Consider the following 15,621-nt stretch of genomic DNA (forward strand, 5'->3'; position numbering starts at 1 on the left):
CGTTTCGCCGGCCTCGGTCGCCCGGCGGACGGCGCGGAACATGGCACCGGTGTCGAGGTAGCGCAGACCGAGCCGGGCCGCGACGCCGCGCGAGGTGCTGGACTTGCCGGAGCCGGAGGGTCCATCGATGGCAACGACAAGGGAACTCACGGGAGGTGAGCCTACCGGTGAGTCGTCCAACCGCGAGATTCCAGAGCCCCCAGCAGGTGCTCCGCTCGGCCCTCCTCGACGACGAGCTCGGTGAGGCCGACCGGCCGGCCGGGATCGTGGTCGATGTGGACGTCTTCGATGTTGACGCCGATCTCGCCGGCGTCACCGAAGAGCCGCGCCAGCTCGCCCGGGTGGTCGGGCACGGACACGAAGACCGAGCGCATCGGACGGACCGGTCCGCCGTGCTTGCCGGGAATGGCCTGGGTGCCGCTCACGCCTGCGCTGAGGATCCGGTGCAGCGCGTCACGCTGATCGTCACGAACGGCCGCGATCAGGTCGTCGAGCTGCTCGCGCAGCTCGCCCAACAGGTCGGTGACGGCGGCGGCGTTGGCACCGAGGATCTGCTGCCACAGCGCAGGGTCGCTGGCTGCGATCCGGGTGACGTCGCGGACCCCCTGGCCGGAGAGCGCAAGGTGCGCCGCCGGGGCGCCGGCCAGCCGACCCGCGACCAGGACGGCCGCCAGGTGGGGCAGGTGCGACGTGCGCGCGACGGCCACGTCATGTTCGTCGGGGCTGAGCGTGGTGGCGACGGCACCGCAGACGGCCACCAGGGCTGCCACGGCCGCGGTCGCGTCCGCTGATGACGTCGAGTGCGGTGTGATCGCCCACGGTCGCCCGTCGAAGAGCGCCGCGCTGGCCGCGAGCGGTCCGGAGCGTTCGCTGCCGGCCATCGGGTGCGAGCCGACGTAGCGGGTCAGCTGGGCGGCGGTCACCCTCGCCGCCACGTCCTGCAGCGGTCGACTCTTGATGCTGCCCACGTCGGTGACCAGGGCGTCGCTGTCGGTCAGGGCGGAGACGATCGCCGCGCCCAGATGGTCGGGTGGTACGGCGACCACCACGATCATGGGGCGATCGGCGGCGCCCTTCGGTCGACCCGCGCCCAGCCCGCTGGCGGTGCGGACGTGCTCGGCCGACAGATCGGTCAGGACGACGTCGATGCCGGCCCGGCGACAGGCCAGCGCGATCGACGTACCGACCAGACCAGTGCCGACGACCTCGACCAACCCCAGCGGTGACTCACTCATCGTCGGGCACGTCGCGCGTCCTGGTCAGGTCGCGGCGCAGGTTGGCCGCGCCGTGGAGGTAGACGTGGGTGATGTCGGCGCGCGGCAGCTCGGTCTCGACGTGGGCGAGCATCCGCACGCACCGGGGCATGGAGCCCTCGATCTCGAGCTCGCGGGCACAGATCAACGGCACGTCCCCGAACCCCAGCTGGCGGGCGGCGTAGGCGGGGAACTCGCTCACCAGGTCGCTCGTCGCGGTGAAGATCACGGAGATGAAGTCGTCGACGGTCAAGGCGTTGGCCGCCATGGCGTCCGTCACCATCTCGGCCACCCGCTCGAGCATGTGCTCGCGGGTGTCCGCGTCGAGTTGGGTCGCGCCCCTGATCGCCCTGGTTGCCACGGGGGCAACCCTAACGGCGTCGGGTCCTCGTCAGCCGCGGCCGCCCACCCGTGCTCAGAGCTTGGCGGTGTCGAGCAGCACGCCGAGCTCGTCCAGGGTCAGTTCCCGCATCTCCCCGAGTGGCAGCCCGCCGAGCTCGAGAGGGCCGATCGAGGTCCGCGTCAGCCGGGTCACGGGGTGTCCGACGTGCTCGAGCAGGCGACGCACGATGCGGTTGCGACCCTCGTGGATGACGAGCTCGACGATGGTGCGCTGGCGTGACGTCCGACCGTGACTGCCCTCCACGATCCGCGCCCGCGAGACCGCGACCGGGCCGTCGTCGAGGGTCACGCCGGCGAGCAGCTTCTTGATGATGCCCTTGTGGAGCTCGCCCTCGACCTCGGCGACATAGGTCTTCTCGATCTCGAACGACGGGTGCGCGAGGCGCTGGGCGAAGTCGCCGTCGTTGGTGAGGATGAGCAGTCCGGAGGTGTCGGTGTCGAGCCGACCGACGTGGAAGAGCCTCTCGGGACGCTCCGCCACCAGGTCGCCCAGGCTGGGGCGGCCCTCGGGGTCGCTCATCGTGGAGACGACACCGCGCGGCTTGTTGAGCACGAGGTAGACCGACGCGCTGATCGGTGGCAGCCGCTTGCCGTCGACGCGGATCACGGCCGTCGCCGGGTCGACCTTGGTGCCCAGGCGGCTGACGATCTCGCCGTCGACCTCGACGTGCCCCTCCAGCATGAGCTCCTCGCACTTGCGCCGGCTCGCGACGCCCGACTGCGCCAGCAGCTTCTGGAGCCGGATCAGACCGTCCTCGTCCGGCTCGGGGCGTTGCGAGACGAGGTTGGACTGGTCGGAGTCGTGGGGCTTCATGCGATTTCGGTCCCGCCGTCGGGTTCGGTGCCCTGGCCGCTGTGTGGCGAATGATGCAGTTCGCTGTGCGGCGACGGGTGGTGGGGGTTCTCCCCGGGGGCGTGGGGGATGAGCCCTGGGGCCGGCGCCGCCATCTGCGTCAGCTCGTCCTCCAGGTCCTCCATGTCGGGGAGGTACGGCGCCAGCTCGGGCAACTCCTCCAGCGAGGTGATGCCGATCCGGTCGAGGAAGTAGGTCGTCGTGCGGTAGAGGTTGGCGCCGGTCTCGACGTCCTGACCGGCCTCCTCGACCAGCCCGCGGGTGAGCAGCGTCCGCATCACGCCGTCGACGCTCACACCACGCACGGCCGAGACCCGGGCCCGGGACACCGGCTGCTTGTAGGCGACCACGGCCAGGGTCTCCAGCGCGGCCTGGGTGAGGCGGGCCTGCTGGCCCTCGAGCACGAAGCTCTCGACGACGGCGGCGAACTCGTCGCGAGTGTAGAAGCGCCAGCCCCCCGCGACGTTGCGCAGCTCGAAGCCACGGCCCTGCTCGGTGTACTCCCCCGCGAGCGACTGCAGCGCGTCCTCCACGGCCTCGACCGGGTGGCCGACGACCGAGGCGAGCTGCACCTTGTCCAGCGCCTGGTCGGCGACCATCAAGATCGCTTCCAGTGCGGGTCGGAGGTCGGCGACGGCGACTGCCAGCGTCTCGACGTCGACCGTCACGCTGGTCTCGGTGGAACCCGCGTCGGGGGTGGTCGGTGTCTCACTCATCGTCGTACTCCTGGCTCTGCTGATCTTCCTCGGGCGCCGGCTGGTCCGTCACGTCTGATTCTGCCTCGGGTGGCGCCCCGTCGAACTCGTCGGTGATCTCGATCTGCGCGTCCTCGTCCCCGGTCCACCGGACCGTCAGCTCGCCGAGCGGCGTCACCTGGTCGAAGGCGACGACGCCCTCGCGGAACAGCTCGAGCAGCGACAAGAAGCGTGCCACGGTCGTCAGCCGGTCGGGTGAGTCACCGCAGAGCGCCCGGAAGGTCATCGTCCCTGCGTGACGCAGCCGATCCATCACGATCGTGGCCTGTTCGCGGACGCTCACCTTGGCGGCGTGGATGTGCTGCAGCGAGACCTCGAGCACCGCCTTGGGCTCCATCGCCTTGGCTGCGAGCTCGGCGAACTGCTCGAGCCCGATGCCGATCAGGACCTCGGGCAGCAGGCTCGCGAAGCGCTCCTCCATGCCGACCTGTCGCGGGTGCCGGGTCGCCTCGGCCGCGAGCTTCACCTCGAGCACGCCGGCGACGAGCTTGAAGGCCCGGTACTGCATGAGGCGGGCGAAGAGCAGGTCGCGCGCCTCGAGCAGGGCGAGGTCCTCCTCGTCCTCGACGTCGCCCTGCGGCAGGAGCCGGGCCGCCTTGAGGTCGAGCAGGGTCGAGGCGACCAGGAGGAACGACGTCGTCTGCTCGAGGTCCCACGCCGTGCCGCCCACCTTGATGTGGGCGATGAACTCATCGGTGACCTGGGACAGCGCGACCTCGGTGATGTCGAGCTTGTGCTTGGCGATCAGGCTCAGCAGCAGGTCGAAGGGGCCTTCGAAGTTGTCGAGGCGTACGGCGAAGGCGGGCGTCTCGCCGTCGGCAGGGTTGCCGGGTGCGAGCGTCCGACCGGTGTGTCCTGCACTCACTCCTCGGTCAGCCGCCGGACCAGGGCGCTGTCGTCCCCGTTGGCCTCGAAGTCGGCCAGCACCAGCGCGATCGCCTCCCGCACGAGCCGGCCGCGGTCGACAGCAAGCCCGTTGGCACGGCGCAGCATGAGCCGCGTGTGCTCGATGTCGAGCAACTCGTCGGCCGTGACGTAGACGGTCATCTTCTCGTCATGGCGAACTCGGCCGCTCGGCTTCTTGGGGCCGGTCTCGACCTCGTCGGGCTGGTCGGCGACCGCGCGCACCGGGCGAGCAGCCGGATCGGTGCCTTCGGCGGTCTTGCGGAACAGGTCGTCGGCGGTCGGCATGCTCACTCGGCGGGCCATCGGGTGAGCACCTCCTTCGCGAGCTCGCGGTAGTGGGTGGCACCGGTCGAGGTGGAGGCGTAGGCGGTGATGGGCTCGCCGGCCACCGTGGCGTCGGAGAACTTCACGGTCCGGCGGATCACGGTGTGGAAGACCTTGTCGCCCCAGGCCTGCACGAGCCGGTCCATGACCTCTCGGCTGTGCAGGGTGCGTCCGTCGAACATCGTGCCCAGGATGCCGTCGACCTCGAGCTTCGGGTTGAGTCGCTCGCGCACCTTGTCGATCGTGGTCTTGAGGAGCGCAACCCCGCGGAGCGCGAAATACTCGCACTCCAGCGGCACGATCACGCCGTCGGAGGCGGTCAGGGCATTGACGGTGAGCAGACCCAGCGACGGCTGGCAGTCGATCAGGATGATGTCGTAGTTCTCCATCGCCGGAGCCAGCACGCGCTGCAGCGTCTGCTCCCGGGCCACCTCGTGCACCAACTGCACCTCGGCGGCGGACAGGTCGATGTTGGAGGGCAGCAGGTCCATGCCCGCGACACCAGAGGGCACCACGACGTCCTCGAGCGCGACGTCGCGCTGCATCAACAGGTTGTAGATGGTCAGGTCCATCTCGTGCGGGTTGAGACCGAGCCCGACCGAGAGCGAGCCCTGGGGGTCGAAGTCGACGAGCAGCACCTTGCGGCCGTACTCGGCCAGCGAGGCACCCAGGTTGATGGTCGTCGTGGTCTTGCCGACGCCACCCTTCTGGTTGCACATCGACACCACGCGGGCCCGCGTGCGGGGACCGACGGGGCTGGGCTCGGGGAAGTCGGGCATGGGTCGGCCGGTGGGGCCGATCATCGGCTCCCCCTGCTGCGCACCGGCGTCCGGCACGGTGTCCTGCGCGGGCGACGTCACGACGGGCTCCTCGAATCGGCTGAAGGGGATCGGCTCGCTCGACCCTGCCAGCACCCGTTCGCTCGGGGAGGTGCTCGGCTGGGGTGGACTCACCAGTGGCGGCATCTCGGCGGCGCTGCTGCCGGACTGCCATGGATTGCGGGTAAACCCACCACTGTTCATCGAGAGCGCTCCTAGTTCGACTGATCCGATTGCACCACGACTGAGGCCGCGAATTTTGTCGACACGGCGACACTTCTCTTCTCAGGTTCCGGGCGAGCCTAGGACCAGCCCGAGATGCCCACAACAGGCGGGGCCAGTCCCACAACCCCGTACCCAAATCTGTGCATGACCCCCCGGTTGAGTGCACAGGATGTCTGCGCCTGTGCACAAACCTGTGCACTCGATGGACCGCACCTCAGAGTCGGCGCATGGTGACCGTCGGGAGCACGAGCTCGCCGGCCTCGTCGGAGGCGTCGCAGTCGATGAGGGCCTCGATCACCCAGTCGTGGTGGCCCTCGGGATCGTGGATGGTCTGGCGCACGTCGCGCACCCGTGCGGTCACGCCCTCCTCGACGCCGACGGGCTCACCCGAGCGTTCGGGACCGAGCACGAGCAGCGACGGTCCGCGTGCGTCCCCGTCGATGAGCACCGTGTCGTGCTCGGCGTAGTAGCCCTCGATCGCGGCGTCCCACACCGACCGGCCCATGGCGACGCTGCGCGGCGAGTCGGTGCGCTCCGCGGCGGCCCGCTCCAGCCGCATCAACCCGTCGAGGTCGTCGCGCGACACCAGGTCGACCCTGGCCCACATGGCGTTGCGGACCATCACCTCGAACGTGCGACCCTGCTTGCTGATCGGTCGCGGCGGTGGTGGCGGCTCGTGGTGCGCGACCCGCCCGGGCACGTGCTCGGGGTCGCTCAGCGCCTCCCACTCGTCGAGAAGCGACGAGTCGGTCTGGCGGATCGTCTCCCCCAGCCACTCGACCAGGTCGTCGAGCTCGGGGGTGCGGTGCGCCTCGGGCACGGTCTGCCGCAACGTCCGATAGGCGTCGGTGAGGTAGCGCAGCACCAATCCCTCGGACCGGGCGAGCTGGTAGCGGCCGACGAAGTCGGTGAAGCTCATCCCCTGTTCCCACATCATCCGGACGACGGTCTTGGGCGAGAGCGCGTCCTCGCGCAACCAGGGATGCCGCTGCCGGTAGGTCTCGTAGAGGCCCTCGAGCAGCTCGGCGAGCGGCTGCGGCCAGGTGATGGCGTCGAGCAGCGCCATGCGCTCGTCGTACTCGATGCCGTCGGCCTTCATCTCCTGGACCGCCTCGCCGCGGGCCGCGAACTGCTGGGCCATCAGGATCTGTCGTGGTGCTTCCAGGACGGACTCGATCACGGTGACGATGTCGAGGGTGTAGGTCTCCGACTCCGGGTCGAGGACGTCGAGGGCCGCCAGCGCGAAGTGGGCCAGCGGCTGGTTCAGCGCGAAGTCGGCAGGCAGGTCGACGGTGAGGAGGTATCGCCGGCCGAACTCGTCGATCTCGTCGAGCCTGGTCAGCACGCCGGTCCGCAGCAGGCTGCGTGCGAGCCGCAGCGCCCGTCGTGACAACCGCAGCTGTTGGCGCCCGTCCTCGTGGTTGTCGGTGAGCAGCCGCCGCATCACCGCGAACGCGTCCTCCTCGCGGGTCGCGACATTGATCAGCATCGCGTTGTCGACCCTCATCCGCGAGACGAGCTGTTCCGGCACCCCGGCCACCAGCTTGTCGAAGGTCTGCTCGGTCCACACGACAGTGCCCTCGGGCGGCTTCTTGAGCTGGGCCTTGGACTTGCGCTTCGCGTTGGCGCCCGGAGCCGCGTTCTTGGCTTCCGCCTTGGCCTTGGCCCGCTCGTTGTCGATGATGTGCTCGGGCGCCTGGACGACGACATACCCCGCCGTGTCGAAGCCAGCCCGTCCCGCGCGGCCGGCGATCTGCAGGAACTCGCGCGTGCGCAGCACCCGCTGCCGGTTGCCGTCGAACTTCGCGAGCCCGCTGAACAGCACCGTGCGGATCGGCACGTTGATGCCGACCCCGAGGGTGTCGGTTCCACAGATGACCGTGAGTAGCCCCGACTGGGCCAGCTGCTCCACCAGGCGGCGATACTTCGGCAGCATCCCGGCGTGGTGGACGCCGATGCCGTTGCGCACCAACTTGGAGAGCGTCTTGCCGAAGCCGGCGCCGAAGCGGAACGCTCCGATGCGGTCGGCGATCGCCTCCTTGTCGACCTTGAACGTCGACTTGGCGTTGAGCAGCGCGGTGGCGTGCTCCACCGCGGCGGCCTGGGTGAAGTGGACGACGTAGACGGGAGCCTGGTTGGTGCTCACCAGCTCCTCGAGGGTCTCGCCGAGGTGCTCGAGCGACCAGGAGAACGTCAACGGCACCGGTCGCTCGGCGTCGTCCACGACCGCGACGTCTCGGCCCGTACGTCGCTTCAGGTCCTCGGCGAAGAAGGACACGTCGCCCAGGGTCGCCGACATCAGCAGGAACTGCGCATCGAGCAGCTCGAGCAGCGGCACCTGCCACGCCCAGCCGCGCTCCGGCTCGGCATAGAAGTGGAACTCGTCCATCACGACCAGCCCCACGTCAGCGGCGCGGCCTTCGCGCAACGCGAGGTTGGCGAGGATCTCCGCCGTGCAGCAGATGATCGGCGCGTCCGCGTTGACCGCGGCGTCACCGGTGAGCATCCCGACGTTCTCGGCGCCGAAGACCTCACAGAGGGCGAAGAACTTCTCGCTCACCAGCGCCTTGATCGGCGCGGTGTAGAAGCTCACCTTGTCCTCGGCCAGGGCTGCCGCGTGGGCGCCGATCGCGACCAGCGACTTCCCGGAACCGGTCGGGGTCGCCAAGATGACGTGACTGCCGCCGACCAGCTCCATCACGGCCTCGTCCTGGTGCGGATAGAGGTCGAGACCCTGCTCGGTCACCCACGCCGTGAAGGCGTCGTAGACCGCGTCGGCGTCGCCGCGCACGTTGCTCAGCTGTGTCGCCATCAGTCCCTCGCTCGCGGGTGCGCGGTGGCGAAGACCTCGCGCAGGTTGTCGACCGTCACCAGGGTGTAGACCTGTGTCGTCGTCACGGACGCATGCCCGAGGAGCTCCTGGACGACCCGGACGTCGGCACCGCCGTCGAGCAGGTGGGTGGCGAAGGAGTGGCGCAGCGTGTGCGGCGAGACGTCCCGGGTGACGCCGGCCCGCTCGGCGGCCTTCACCAGCACCGCCCAGGCGCTCTGGCGAGAGAGCCGGCCGCCGCGGGAGTTGAGGAACACCGCTCCCCCGGGCGTCGAGGACGCGACGATCTCGGGCCTGGCCCGGGTGAGGTAGGCCGCGACCGCGTCGAGGGCATAGCCGCCGATCGGGACGAGCCGCTCCTTGGAGCCCTTGCCACGCAGCAGCACCGTGGCATCGACCGCGTCGATGTCGTCGATGTCGAGACCGACCGCCTCGGAGATGCGGGCGCCGGTGCCGTAGAGCACCTCCAGCAGGGCCCGATCGCGCAGCGCGAGCGTGGTGTCCGGCGCGCCCGCTGCCTCGAGGATCGCCTCCACGTCGGACAGCGGCAGCGCCTTGGGCAACCGCTTGGCCGGGGTCGGTGGCTTGACCGCGCTGGCCGGGTCGAGCGTGGCAAGGCCGTCCGCGACGGCGAACTTGTGGAAGCCCCTGACGGCCACCACCGTGCGCGCGGCCGAGGTCGCGCTCAGGGGCGAGTGATCGGCATCGCCCTCGCGCAGCCGCATCAGGAATCCGGACACCGTGGCCTCGGTGACCTCGTCCAGCGTGCTCACGCCCTCCTGGGCGAGGTGGTCGGCGTAGCGCCGCAGGTCGCGTCGGTAGGACGACAAGGTGTTGACCGCCAGGCCGCGCTCCACCGCCAGGTGGTCCAGGTAGGTGCGGATGGCTCGCGTCAGGGCGGCCGTGTCAGTCACGCGTGGACGGTATCCAGCCCCACGGCGTCGATGCCCACCGCCTCGCCCACGGGCCCATTGGTGAGGCTGCCGTCGTAGGTGTTGAGGCCGAGCGCGAGGCTGCGGTCGTCCTTGCATGCCTGCGACCAGCCCTTGTTGGCCAGCGCCACGGCGTAGGGCAGCGTCACGTTGGTGAGGGCGTACGTCGAGGTGTGGGGTACGGCGCCGGGCATGTTGGCCACGCAGTAGAAGATCGACTCGTGGATCTGGTAGGTCGGGTCGGCGTGCGTGGTCGGCCGCGAGTCCTCGAAGCAGCCGCCCTGGTCGATCGAGATGTCGACGAGCACCGAGCCCGGCTTCATCCGCGACACCAGGTCGTTGGAGATCAGCGTCGGCGCCTTGGCGCCCGGCACGAGCACCGCACCGATGACGAGGTCGGCGTCCAGGCAGGCGCGCTCGATCTCGTAGCTGTTGGAGGCGATGGTCTGCAGGTGGCCCTGGTAGATGCGGTCGGCGGCGCGCAGCTTGTTGATGTCCTTGTCGAGCAGCAGCACCTCGGCGTGCATGCCCAGGGCGATAGCGGCGGCATTCATGCCGGAGACGCCGGCCCCGATGACGACGACCTTGCCGTGGTAGACACCGGAGACTCCGCCCAGCAGTACGCCGCGACCGCCACCTCCGCGCATCAGGTGATAGGCCCCGGCCTGGGGAGCGAGCCGTCCGGCCACCTCGGACATCGGGTGCAGGAGCGGCAGGGCACCGTCCGGCGTCTGGACGGTCTCGTAGGCGATGGCGGTGACCTTGCGCTTGATCAGTTCCTCGGTCAGCGCCTTGTCGGCTGCGAGGTGGAGGTAGGTGAAGAGCACCTGCCCGGCGCGCATGCGCGGGTACTCCTCGTCGATCGGCTCCTTGACCTTGAGGATGAGGTCGCCGAACTCCCACACGTCGTCGGCGGTGGGCAGGATCCGCGCACCGGCAGCGACGAACTCCTCGTCGGCGATCGACGATCCGAGCCCGGCACCCTCCTGTACGGCGACGTCATGGCCGTGAACCGTCAGCTCATGGACACCGGCGGGCGTGATGGCCACCCGGTACTCGTGGTTCTTGACTTCCTTGGGAACGCCGACCTTCACCTTGACTCCTCGAGCGGGCCGCACGCGTCACCTCGTTGTGAGCGTGTCACAGCAGAGCGACACTACCGCCGGAGGCCGGTCACCTCGACTCGAGCCCCTCACGCCTCTTCAGGACGTCGTAGGCGAGCACCGCCTGCGCCAGCGGTCCCTGCCGCACGCGACCGTCCAGCACTGCGTCCAGCAGGTCGGCCATCGGTGCCCAGAAGACCTCCATCTCGGCCTCCTCGTGCACCATCTCGAAGTCGCCCCTCGGCGCGGGCGAGAGCCCCCGAGCCAGGAAGATGTCGTGCGCCTCCTCGCTGATCCCGGCGCTCGCGAAGGTGCTCAGCAGCAGCTGCCAAGACGTGGCAGCGAGCTCGGCCTCCTCGCGCAGCTCACGCTTGGCCGTCTCCACGGACGGCTCGCCGGCCGCATCGCGCAGCCCCGCCGGCAGCTCGACGAACTCGCTCTGGTTGGTGTGGCGGTACTGCCGCAGGCACAGCACGCGCTCGTCATCGTCCACCGCCAAGATCACGACCGCGCCCGGGTGCTCCAAGGAGATGCGGACGAACTCGTCCCCCGGGTGGCCGGGCCGGGTGATGACGTCCTCGCGGAGAGCGACGATCCAGGCGTCGCGGTGCAGGTCCCGGCTGCGCTTCACCGGCCACGACGCGGGGCGGTCGGCGAGTGCTTCGATGTCCATGGCCACGAATTTAGCGGGCGGCGGAGGTGTGAGTACGGTCACCCTCATGACGCTGCTGAGCCTGACCCAGATCGAAGCCGCCGAGCGGTCCCGCCTCCTCGAGGTGGAGCGCTACGACATCGAGGTCGACATGACCGGTCTGCTCGAGGGCGAGCTGTTCTCCTCGGTCAGCACCATCACCTTCACCTGCGCCGAGCCGGGGGCCTCGACCTTCGTCGACTGCGCGGGGGACATCGCGAGGGCGACCCTCAACGGTACCGACCTCGACGTGACGACGGCGACGCAGGGGCGGCTGCCGCTTGCGGGCCTGGGCGTCGAGAACGTGCTGGTCGTCGAGGCGTCGACCACCAACACGGCCAGCGGCGAGGGCATCTTGCGCACCGTCGACCCGACCGACAAGCTCGTCTACGTCTGGACGAGTCTGGAGACCGACGAGGCGCGCCGCGTGTGGGCCTGCTTCGACCAGCCCGACCTCAAGGCCCCGCACAGGTTCACGGTCCTGGCCCCGTCGTCGTGGACGGTCACCTCCAACTCGGGCCCGGAATCGGTGGAGGACGCCGAGCAGGCCGACGCCCGGCTGTGGCACTTCCCGGACACGCCCCGCCTCTCGACGTACGTCGTGGTCGTCAACGCCGGCCCGTTCCACGAGATCCGCAGGCAGCACGACGGCTACGACCTGGGCTTCTACTGTCGCCAGTCGCTGGTGGCGCACCTCGAGCGCGACGTGGACGAGCTGGTGACGCTGACCAGGCAGGGCCTGCAGTTCTTCGGCGACAAGTTCGCCCTCGCGTTCCCGCAGGCGCGCTACGACCAGGTGTTCGTGCCCAACCTGGGGGGCGCGATGGAGAACTGGGGCTGCGTGACGTACGGCGACTCGCAGCTGTTCCGCACGCCGCCCTCGCACAACCAGCGAGCCGTCCGGGCCGAGTTCGTGCTGCACGAGATGGCCCACATGTGGTTCGGCGACCTCGTGACCATGCAGTGGTGGGACGACCTGTGGCTGAACGAGGCCTTCGCGTCGTGGGCGTCCAACTGGGCGATGGCCGAGGCCACCGAGTTCAGCGACCAGTGGGCCAGCTTCCTCGCGCTCTACAAGCGGCCCGCCTACGAGATGGACATGGGCCCCGGTCGCCACCCCATCCGTGGCGAGGTCACCGACGTGAATGGCGCGATGGCCAACTTCGACGCGATCACCTACGTCAAGGGCCAGAGCGTCCTGCACCAGCTCATGGCCTACATCGGTGAGGACGCCTTCGTGGAAGGCCTGCGCGCCTACTTCCGCCAACACGCCTTCTCCAACACCGTCCTCGACGACCTGATGTCGGCATATGCCACCGCCGCCGGGCGCGACCTGTCGGCCTGGACGGCCGCCTGGCTGGACCGCTCCGGCACCGACGTCTTGTCCCTGGACGGCTCGACCGTTCGGGCCGAGTCCCCCGACGACCAGGCGCCGCGGCCGCACCGCATCACCGTCGCGTCCTACTCGGTCGAGGGCGACACGCTCCGCCAGGTCGGGGTCACCTCGACCGAGTTGAGCGGAGAGGCGACCGTCGTGGACCTGCCGGCCGGCGACCTGCGCCTGCTGAACGCCGACGACTTCTCGTTCGCCGCCGTCCGGCCCGACGCTGTCTCCTTGAAGTTGATGCTCGACCACCTCGGCGACTTCCCCGAGGCACTCTCGCGGGCTCTGGTCGTGGGTACGATCACCCAGCTCCTGCTGCTGGGCGAGCTCGCCCCCCGGGCGGGCGCGAGCGCCATCACCCGCGCGCTCCACACCGAGCGCAACCCCGCGCTGGTCGAGCCGTTCCTCTCCGTCGGTCATCTTGTGGCCGACCGCTGGGCCCGTCCCACCGAGTCGCCTGCCCTGCGCGCGGCGCTGGCGGATGCCGCGACGGTGCTCGCGGGCGACCCGGCCAACCGCCAGCCGGCGCTGCGCATGGTGGCCTCCAACGCGACGACCGACGAGCACTGGGACGTGCTCGAGGAGGCGGCTGCCTCCTCGTCCGACTCCGATCTCGCGTGGCGGATGGCCATCCGCCACGCCGAGCTCGGACAGCGCGACGACGACGCCGTCGCCCGCCTGCTCGAGCGGGACGCCGACCCGGACGCCGGGGTCAAGCGCCTCAAGGTGCTCGCTGCCAGTCCCGACCAGGAGAGCAAGGAGGCCGTGTGGCGTGCCTTCTTCGTCGACTACTCCGTCCCGGCGAGCCGCGACACCCTCGAGCTCGGTGCGATCTTCTGGCGACCGATGCAGCACGAGCTGCTGGCGCCCTACACCCACCGGTATCTGGAGGAGCTGCCCGACCTCAAGGGTGGCCTGCTCAACCAGGGTGTGGTGATCCGGGCGATGTATCCCCACGCCGTCGGCGACGCGTCGTTCCTGGCGGCGGCGCTGGCCGCGGCCGAGGACGACACGATCAGCCTGTATGCCCGCAACCAGTTGCGCGCGCAGTCGTTCGTGCTGGGACGACTGCATCAGGCCCGGGAGCTCTGAGCAGCTCCCGCGGAGTCACTGCGCCGTGTCGTCGTCGGTGTCGACGCGGCGCAGACCGTGCTCGTCGATCGGGATCCTGAGCTCGCGCTGTCGGTCGATCGCGGCACCGATGAGCCCGGCGAAGAGCGGGTGCGGCCGGGTGGGACGTGACCGCAGCTCGGGGTGCGCCTGCGTCGACACGTAGTAGGGGTGGACGTCGGCCGGGAGCTCGACGAACTCCACCAGGCCGAGATCCGGGTTGACCCCGGAGAAGACCAGGCCGGCGGCCTCGAGGTCGGCGCGATAGGCGTCGTTGAACTCGTAGCGGTGGCGGTGGCGCTCCTCGACCCGGTCGACACCGTAGGCCTTTGCCACGACGCTGCCCGGCGTCAGCACGGCCGGCTGGAGACCGAGCCGCATGGTGCCACCGAGGTCACCGGCGCCCTCGACGAACTGCTTCTGCTCCTCGATCGTGGAGATGACCGGGGCCTGGACGTTGGGCTCGAACTCGGTCGAGCCGGCGCCCTCGATGCCGGCGACGTTGCGGGCGTACTCGATGACCATGCACTGCAGGCCGAGGCACAGGCCGAGCGTGGGGATGCCGTGGGTGCGGGCATAGGTGAGTGCACCGAGCTTGCCCTCGAGTCCGCGGATGCCGAATCCACCGGGCACGCAGATCGCGTCGACGTCGTGGAGGTGCTTGGCGGCACCCTGCGGCGTCTCGCACTCGTCGGAGGCGATCCAGCGCAGGTGTACCTTCGCCTCGTGCGCGAAGCCGCCCGCACGCAGCGCCTCGGCGACCGAGAGATAGGCGTCGGGCAGGTCGATGTACTTGCCGACCAGTGCGACGGTGACGTCCTCCTGCGGGTGGTGCACCCGGCGGAGCAGGTCGTCCCAGACGGTCCAGTCGACATCGCGGAACGGCAGGTCCAGGCGGCGCACGACGTAGGCGTCGAGGCCCTCGCGGTGCAGCACCTTGGGAATGTCGTAGATCGAGGGCGCATCGGCGGCGGTGACCACGGCCTCGTCGTCCACGTCGCACATCAGCGCGATCTTGCGCTTGATGCTCTCCGGCAGCTCCCGGTCTGCGCGGCACACGATCGCGTCGGGCTGGATGCCGATGGAGCGCAGGGCGGCCACCGAGTGCTGCGTGGGCTTGGTCTTGAGCTCACCGGACGGCCCGATGTAGGGCACCAGCGAGACGTGGATGAAGAAGCAGTTCTCCCGACCGATCTGGTGGCGGGTCTGGCGCGCCGCCTCGAGGAACGGCAGGGACTCGATGTCGCCCACGGTGCCACCGATCTCGGTGATCACGACGTCGATCTCCGGGCCGCCCATCGCGAGGATGCGGTCCTTGATCTCGTTGGTGATGTGCGGGATGACCTGGACGGTGTCGCCGAGGTAGTCGCCACGACGCTCCTTGGCGATGACCGCGGAGTACACCTGCCCGGTCGTCACGTTGGCGATCTGGCCCAGGTCGGTGTCGAGGAAACGCTCGTAGTGCCCGATGTCCAGGTCGGTCTCCGCGCCGTCGTTGGTGACGAACACCTCGCCGTGCTGGAACGGGTTCATCGTGCCGGGATCGACGTTGAGGTAGGGGTCCAGCTTCTGCATCGTCACTCGCAAGCCGCGAGCCTTCAGCAGGCTCCCGAGGCTGGATGCCGTGAGGCCCTTGCCGAGTGAAGAGGCGACGCCTCCGGTTACGAAGATGTGTTTTGTCTGCTGCACCACGGGCTTTGACTCTACGTGATCAGGAGGGTTTCGGTGTAGCGCTTCAGCCATCGGGACGCCGTGTCGCGGCCATCCGGCAGCGCTTCCTCCTCCGTCTCCGGCGCGCCTCCGAGCAGCGCATCGTCCCAGGTCGGATGCCGCGCGATGGCCCGCGCGTAAGGATCGAGCAGGAGCTTCTGCGGATTGAAGCGATGCCCCTCCGCCGGCGCATACGGGCCGTGAACGCGATAGCCGTAGAGCTGCCCCGGCCCCACGCCGGGCAGATAGCCGTGCCAGACGTGCGAGGTACTCTCCGGCAGGACGATCCTCCGCGACTCGCTGCGCGCCTCCACCGCATCGAAAA

14 protein-coding genes and 1 pseudogene are annotated in these 15,621 nt (G+C 69.6%); 1 reads left to right on the plus strand and 14 read right to left on the minus strand.

The annotated features are described in order from the left end of the window. From RMO85_RS05265 to RMO85_RS05320, 12 genes are all read right to left on the minus strand, one after another. Window positions 1-150: (d)CMP kinase (locus RMO85_RS05265; RefSeq protein ID WP_310527029.1), on the minus strand; the 150-nt coding region annotated here is incomplete at its 3' end. 11 nt (window positions 151-161) lie between these two features. Then, a complete protein-coding gene (locus RMO85_RS05270) occupies window positions 162-1,235 on the minus strand; it encodes a prephenate dehydrogenase (protein ID WP_310526998.1) in 1,074 nt (357 codons plus the stop codon). Next, complete coding sequence (aroH, locus tag RMO85_RS05275) at window positions 1,228-1,614, minus strand: chorismate mutase (protein WP_310527000.1); 387 nt, start codon at window positions 1,612-1,614, stop codon at window positions 1,228-1,230. Before aroH ends, RMO85_RS05270 begins: the two co-directional genes overlap by 8 nt. Before the next feature lie 54 nt (window positions 1,615-1,668). Beyond that, a complete protein-coding gene (locus RMO85_RS05280) occupies window positions 1,669-2,469 on the minus strand; it encodes a pseudouridine synthase (protein ID WP_310527003.1) in 801 nt (266 codons plus the stop codon). Beyond that, on the minus strand, window positions 2,466-3,224 hold the full coding sequence (gene scpB / locus RMO85_RS05285; protein ID WP_310527009.1) for an SMC-Scp complex subunit ScpB: 759 nt from the start codon (window positions 3,222-3,224) through the stop codon (window positions 2,466-2,468). The genes RMO85_RS05280 and scpB overlap by 4 nt, the downstream gene beginning before the upstream one ends. Continuing rightward, window positions 3,217-4,128 carry a ScpA family protein gene (locus RMO85_RS05290; RefSeq protein WP_310527010.1) on the minus strand — a complete coding sequence of 304 codons (912 nt, stop codon included), beginning with the start codon at window positions 4,126-4,128 and terminating at the stop codon, window positions 3,217-3,219. The genes scpB and RMO85_RS05290 overlap by 8 nt, the downstream gene beginning before the upstream one ends. Then, a complete protein-coding gene (locus tag RMO85_RS05295; protein ID WP_310527015.1) occupies window positions 4,125-4,472 on the minus strand; it encodes a hypothetical protein in 348 nt (115 codons plus the stop codon). The genes RMO85_RS05290 and RMO85_RS05295 overlap by 4 nt, the downstream gene beginning before the upstream one ends. Beyond that, entirely contained in the window at window positions 4,457-5,296 is an 840-nt protein-coding gene (locus tag RMO85_RS05300; protein ID WP_310527033.1) for a ParA family protein, read from the minus strand. The genes RMO85_RS05295 and RMO85_RS05300 overlap by 16 nt, the downstream gene beginning before the upstream one ends. Before the next feature lie 454 nt (window positions 5,297-5,750). Then, entirely contained in the window at window positions 5,751-8,348 is a 2,598-nt protein-coding gene (locus tag RMO85_RS05305) for a DUF3516 domain-containing protein (protein ID WP_310527017.1), read from the minus strand. After that, entirely contained in the window at window positions 8,348-9,280 is a 933-nt protein-coding gene (gene xerD / locus RMO85_RS05310) for a site-specific tyrosine recombinase XerD (protein WP_310527020.1), read from the minus strand. Before xerD ends, RMO85_RS05305 begins: the two co-directional genes overlap by 1 nt. Then, window positions 9,277-10,392 carry an alanine dehydrogenase gene (ald, locus tag RMO85_RS05315; protein WP_310527024.1) on the minus strand — a complete coding sequence of 372 codons (1,116 nt, stop codon included), beginning with the start codon at window positions 10,390-10,392 and terminating at the stop codon, window positions 9,277-9,279. Before ald ends, xerD begins: the two co-directional genes overlap by 4 nt. 79 nt (window positions 10,393-10,471) lie before the next feature. Further along, window positions 10,472-11,074 (minus strand): NUDIX hydrolase, encoded by a 603-nt coding sequence (locus RMO85_RS05320; RefSeq protein WP_310527026.1) that lies wholly within the window; start codon window positions 11,072-11,074, stop codon window positions 10,472-10,474. Between the two features lie 46 nt (window positions 11,075-11,120). Between RMO85_RS05320 and pepN the strand changes: the two genes are divergently transcribed. Further along, window positions 11,121-13,568 (plus strand): aminopeptidase N, encoded by a 2,448-nt coding sequence (gene pepN / locus RMO85_RS05325; RefSeq protein ID WP_310527027.1) that lies wholly within the window; start codon window positions 11,121-11,123, stop codon window positions 13,566-13,568. Window positions 13,569-13,583: 15 nt separating this feature from the next. Here pepN and RMO85_RS05330 read toward each other — a convergent pair whose 3' ends face one another. Further along, window positions 13,584-15,329 carry a CTP synthase gene (locus tag RMO85_RS05330; RefSeq protein ID WP_310527028.1) on the minus strand — a complete coding sequence of 582 codons (1,746 nt, stop codon included), beginning with the start codon at window positions 15,327-15,329 and terminating at the stop codon, window positions 13,584-13,586. Further along, window positions 15,290-15,621: pseudogene (locus RMO85_RS19620) on the minus strand (hypothetical protein); the annotation flags it as partial. The pseudogene RMO85_RS19620 and the gene RMO85_RS05330, both read right to left, overlap by 40 nt.

Source organism: Nocardioides sp., from assembly GCF_031422975.1.
Lineage (GTDB): Bacteria > Actinomycetota > Actinomycetes > Propionibacteriales > Nocardioidaceae > Nocardioides.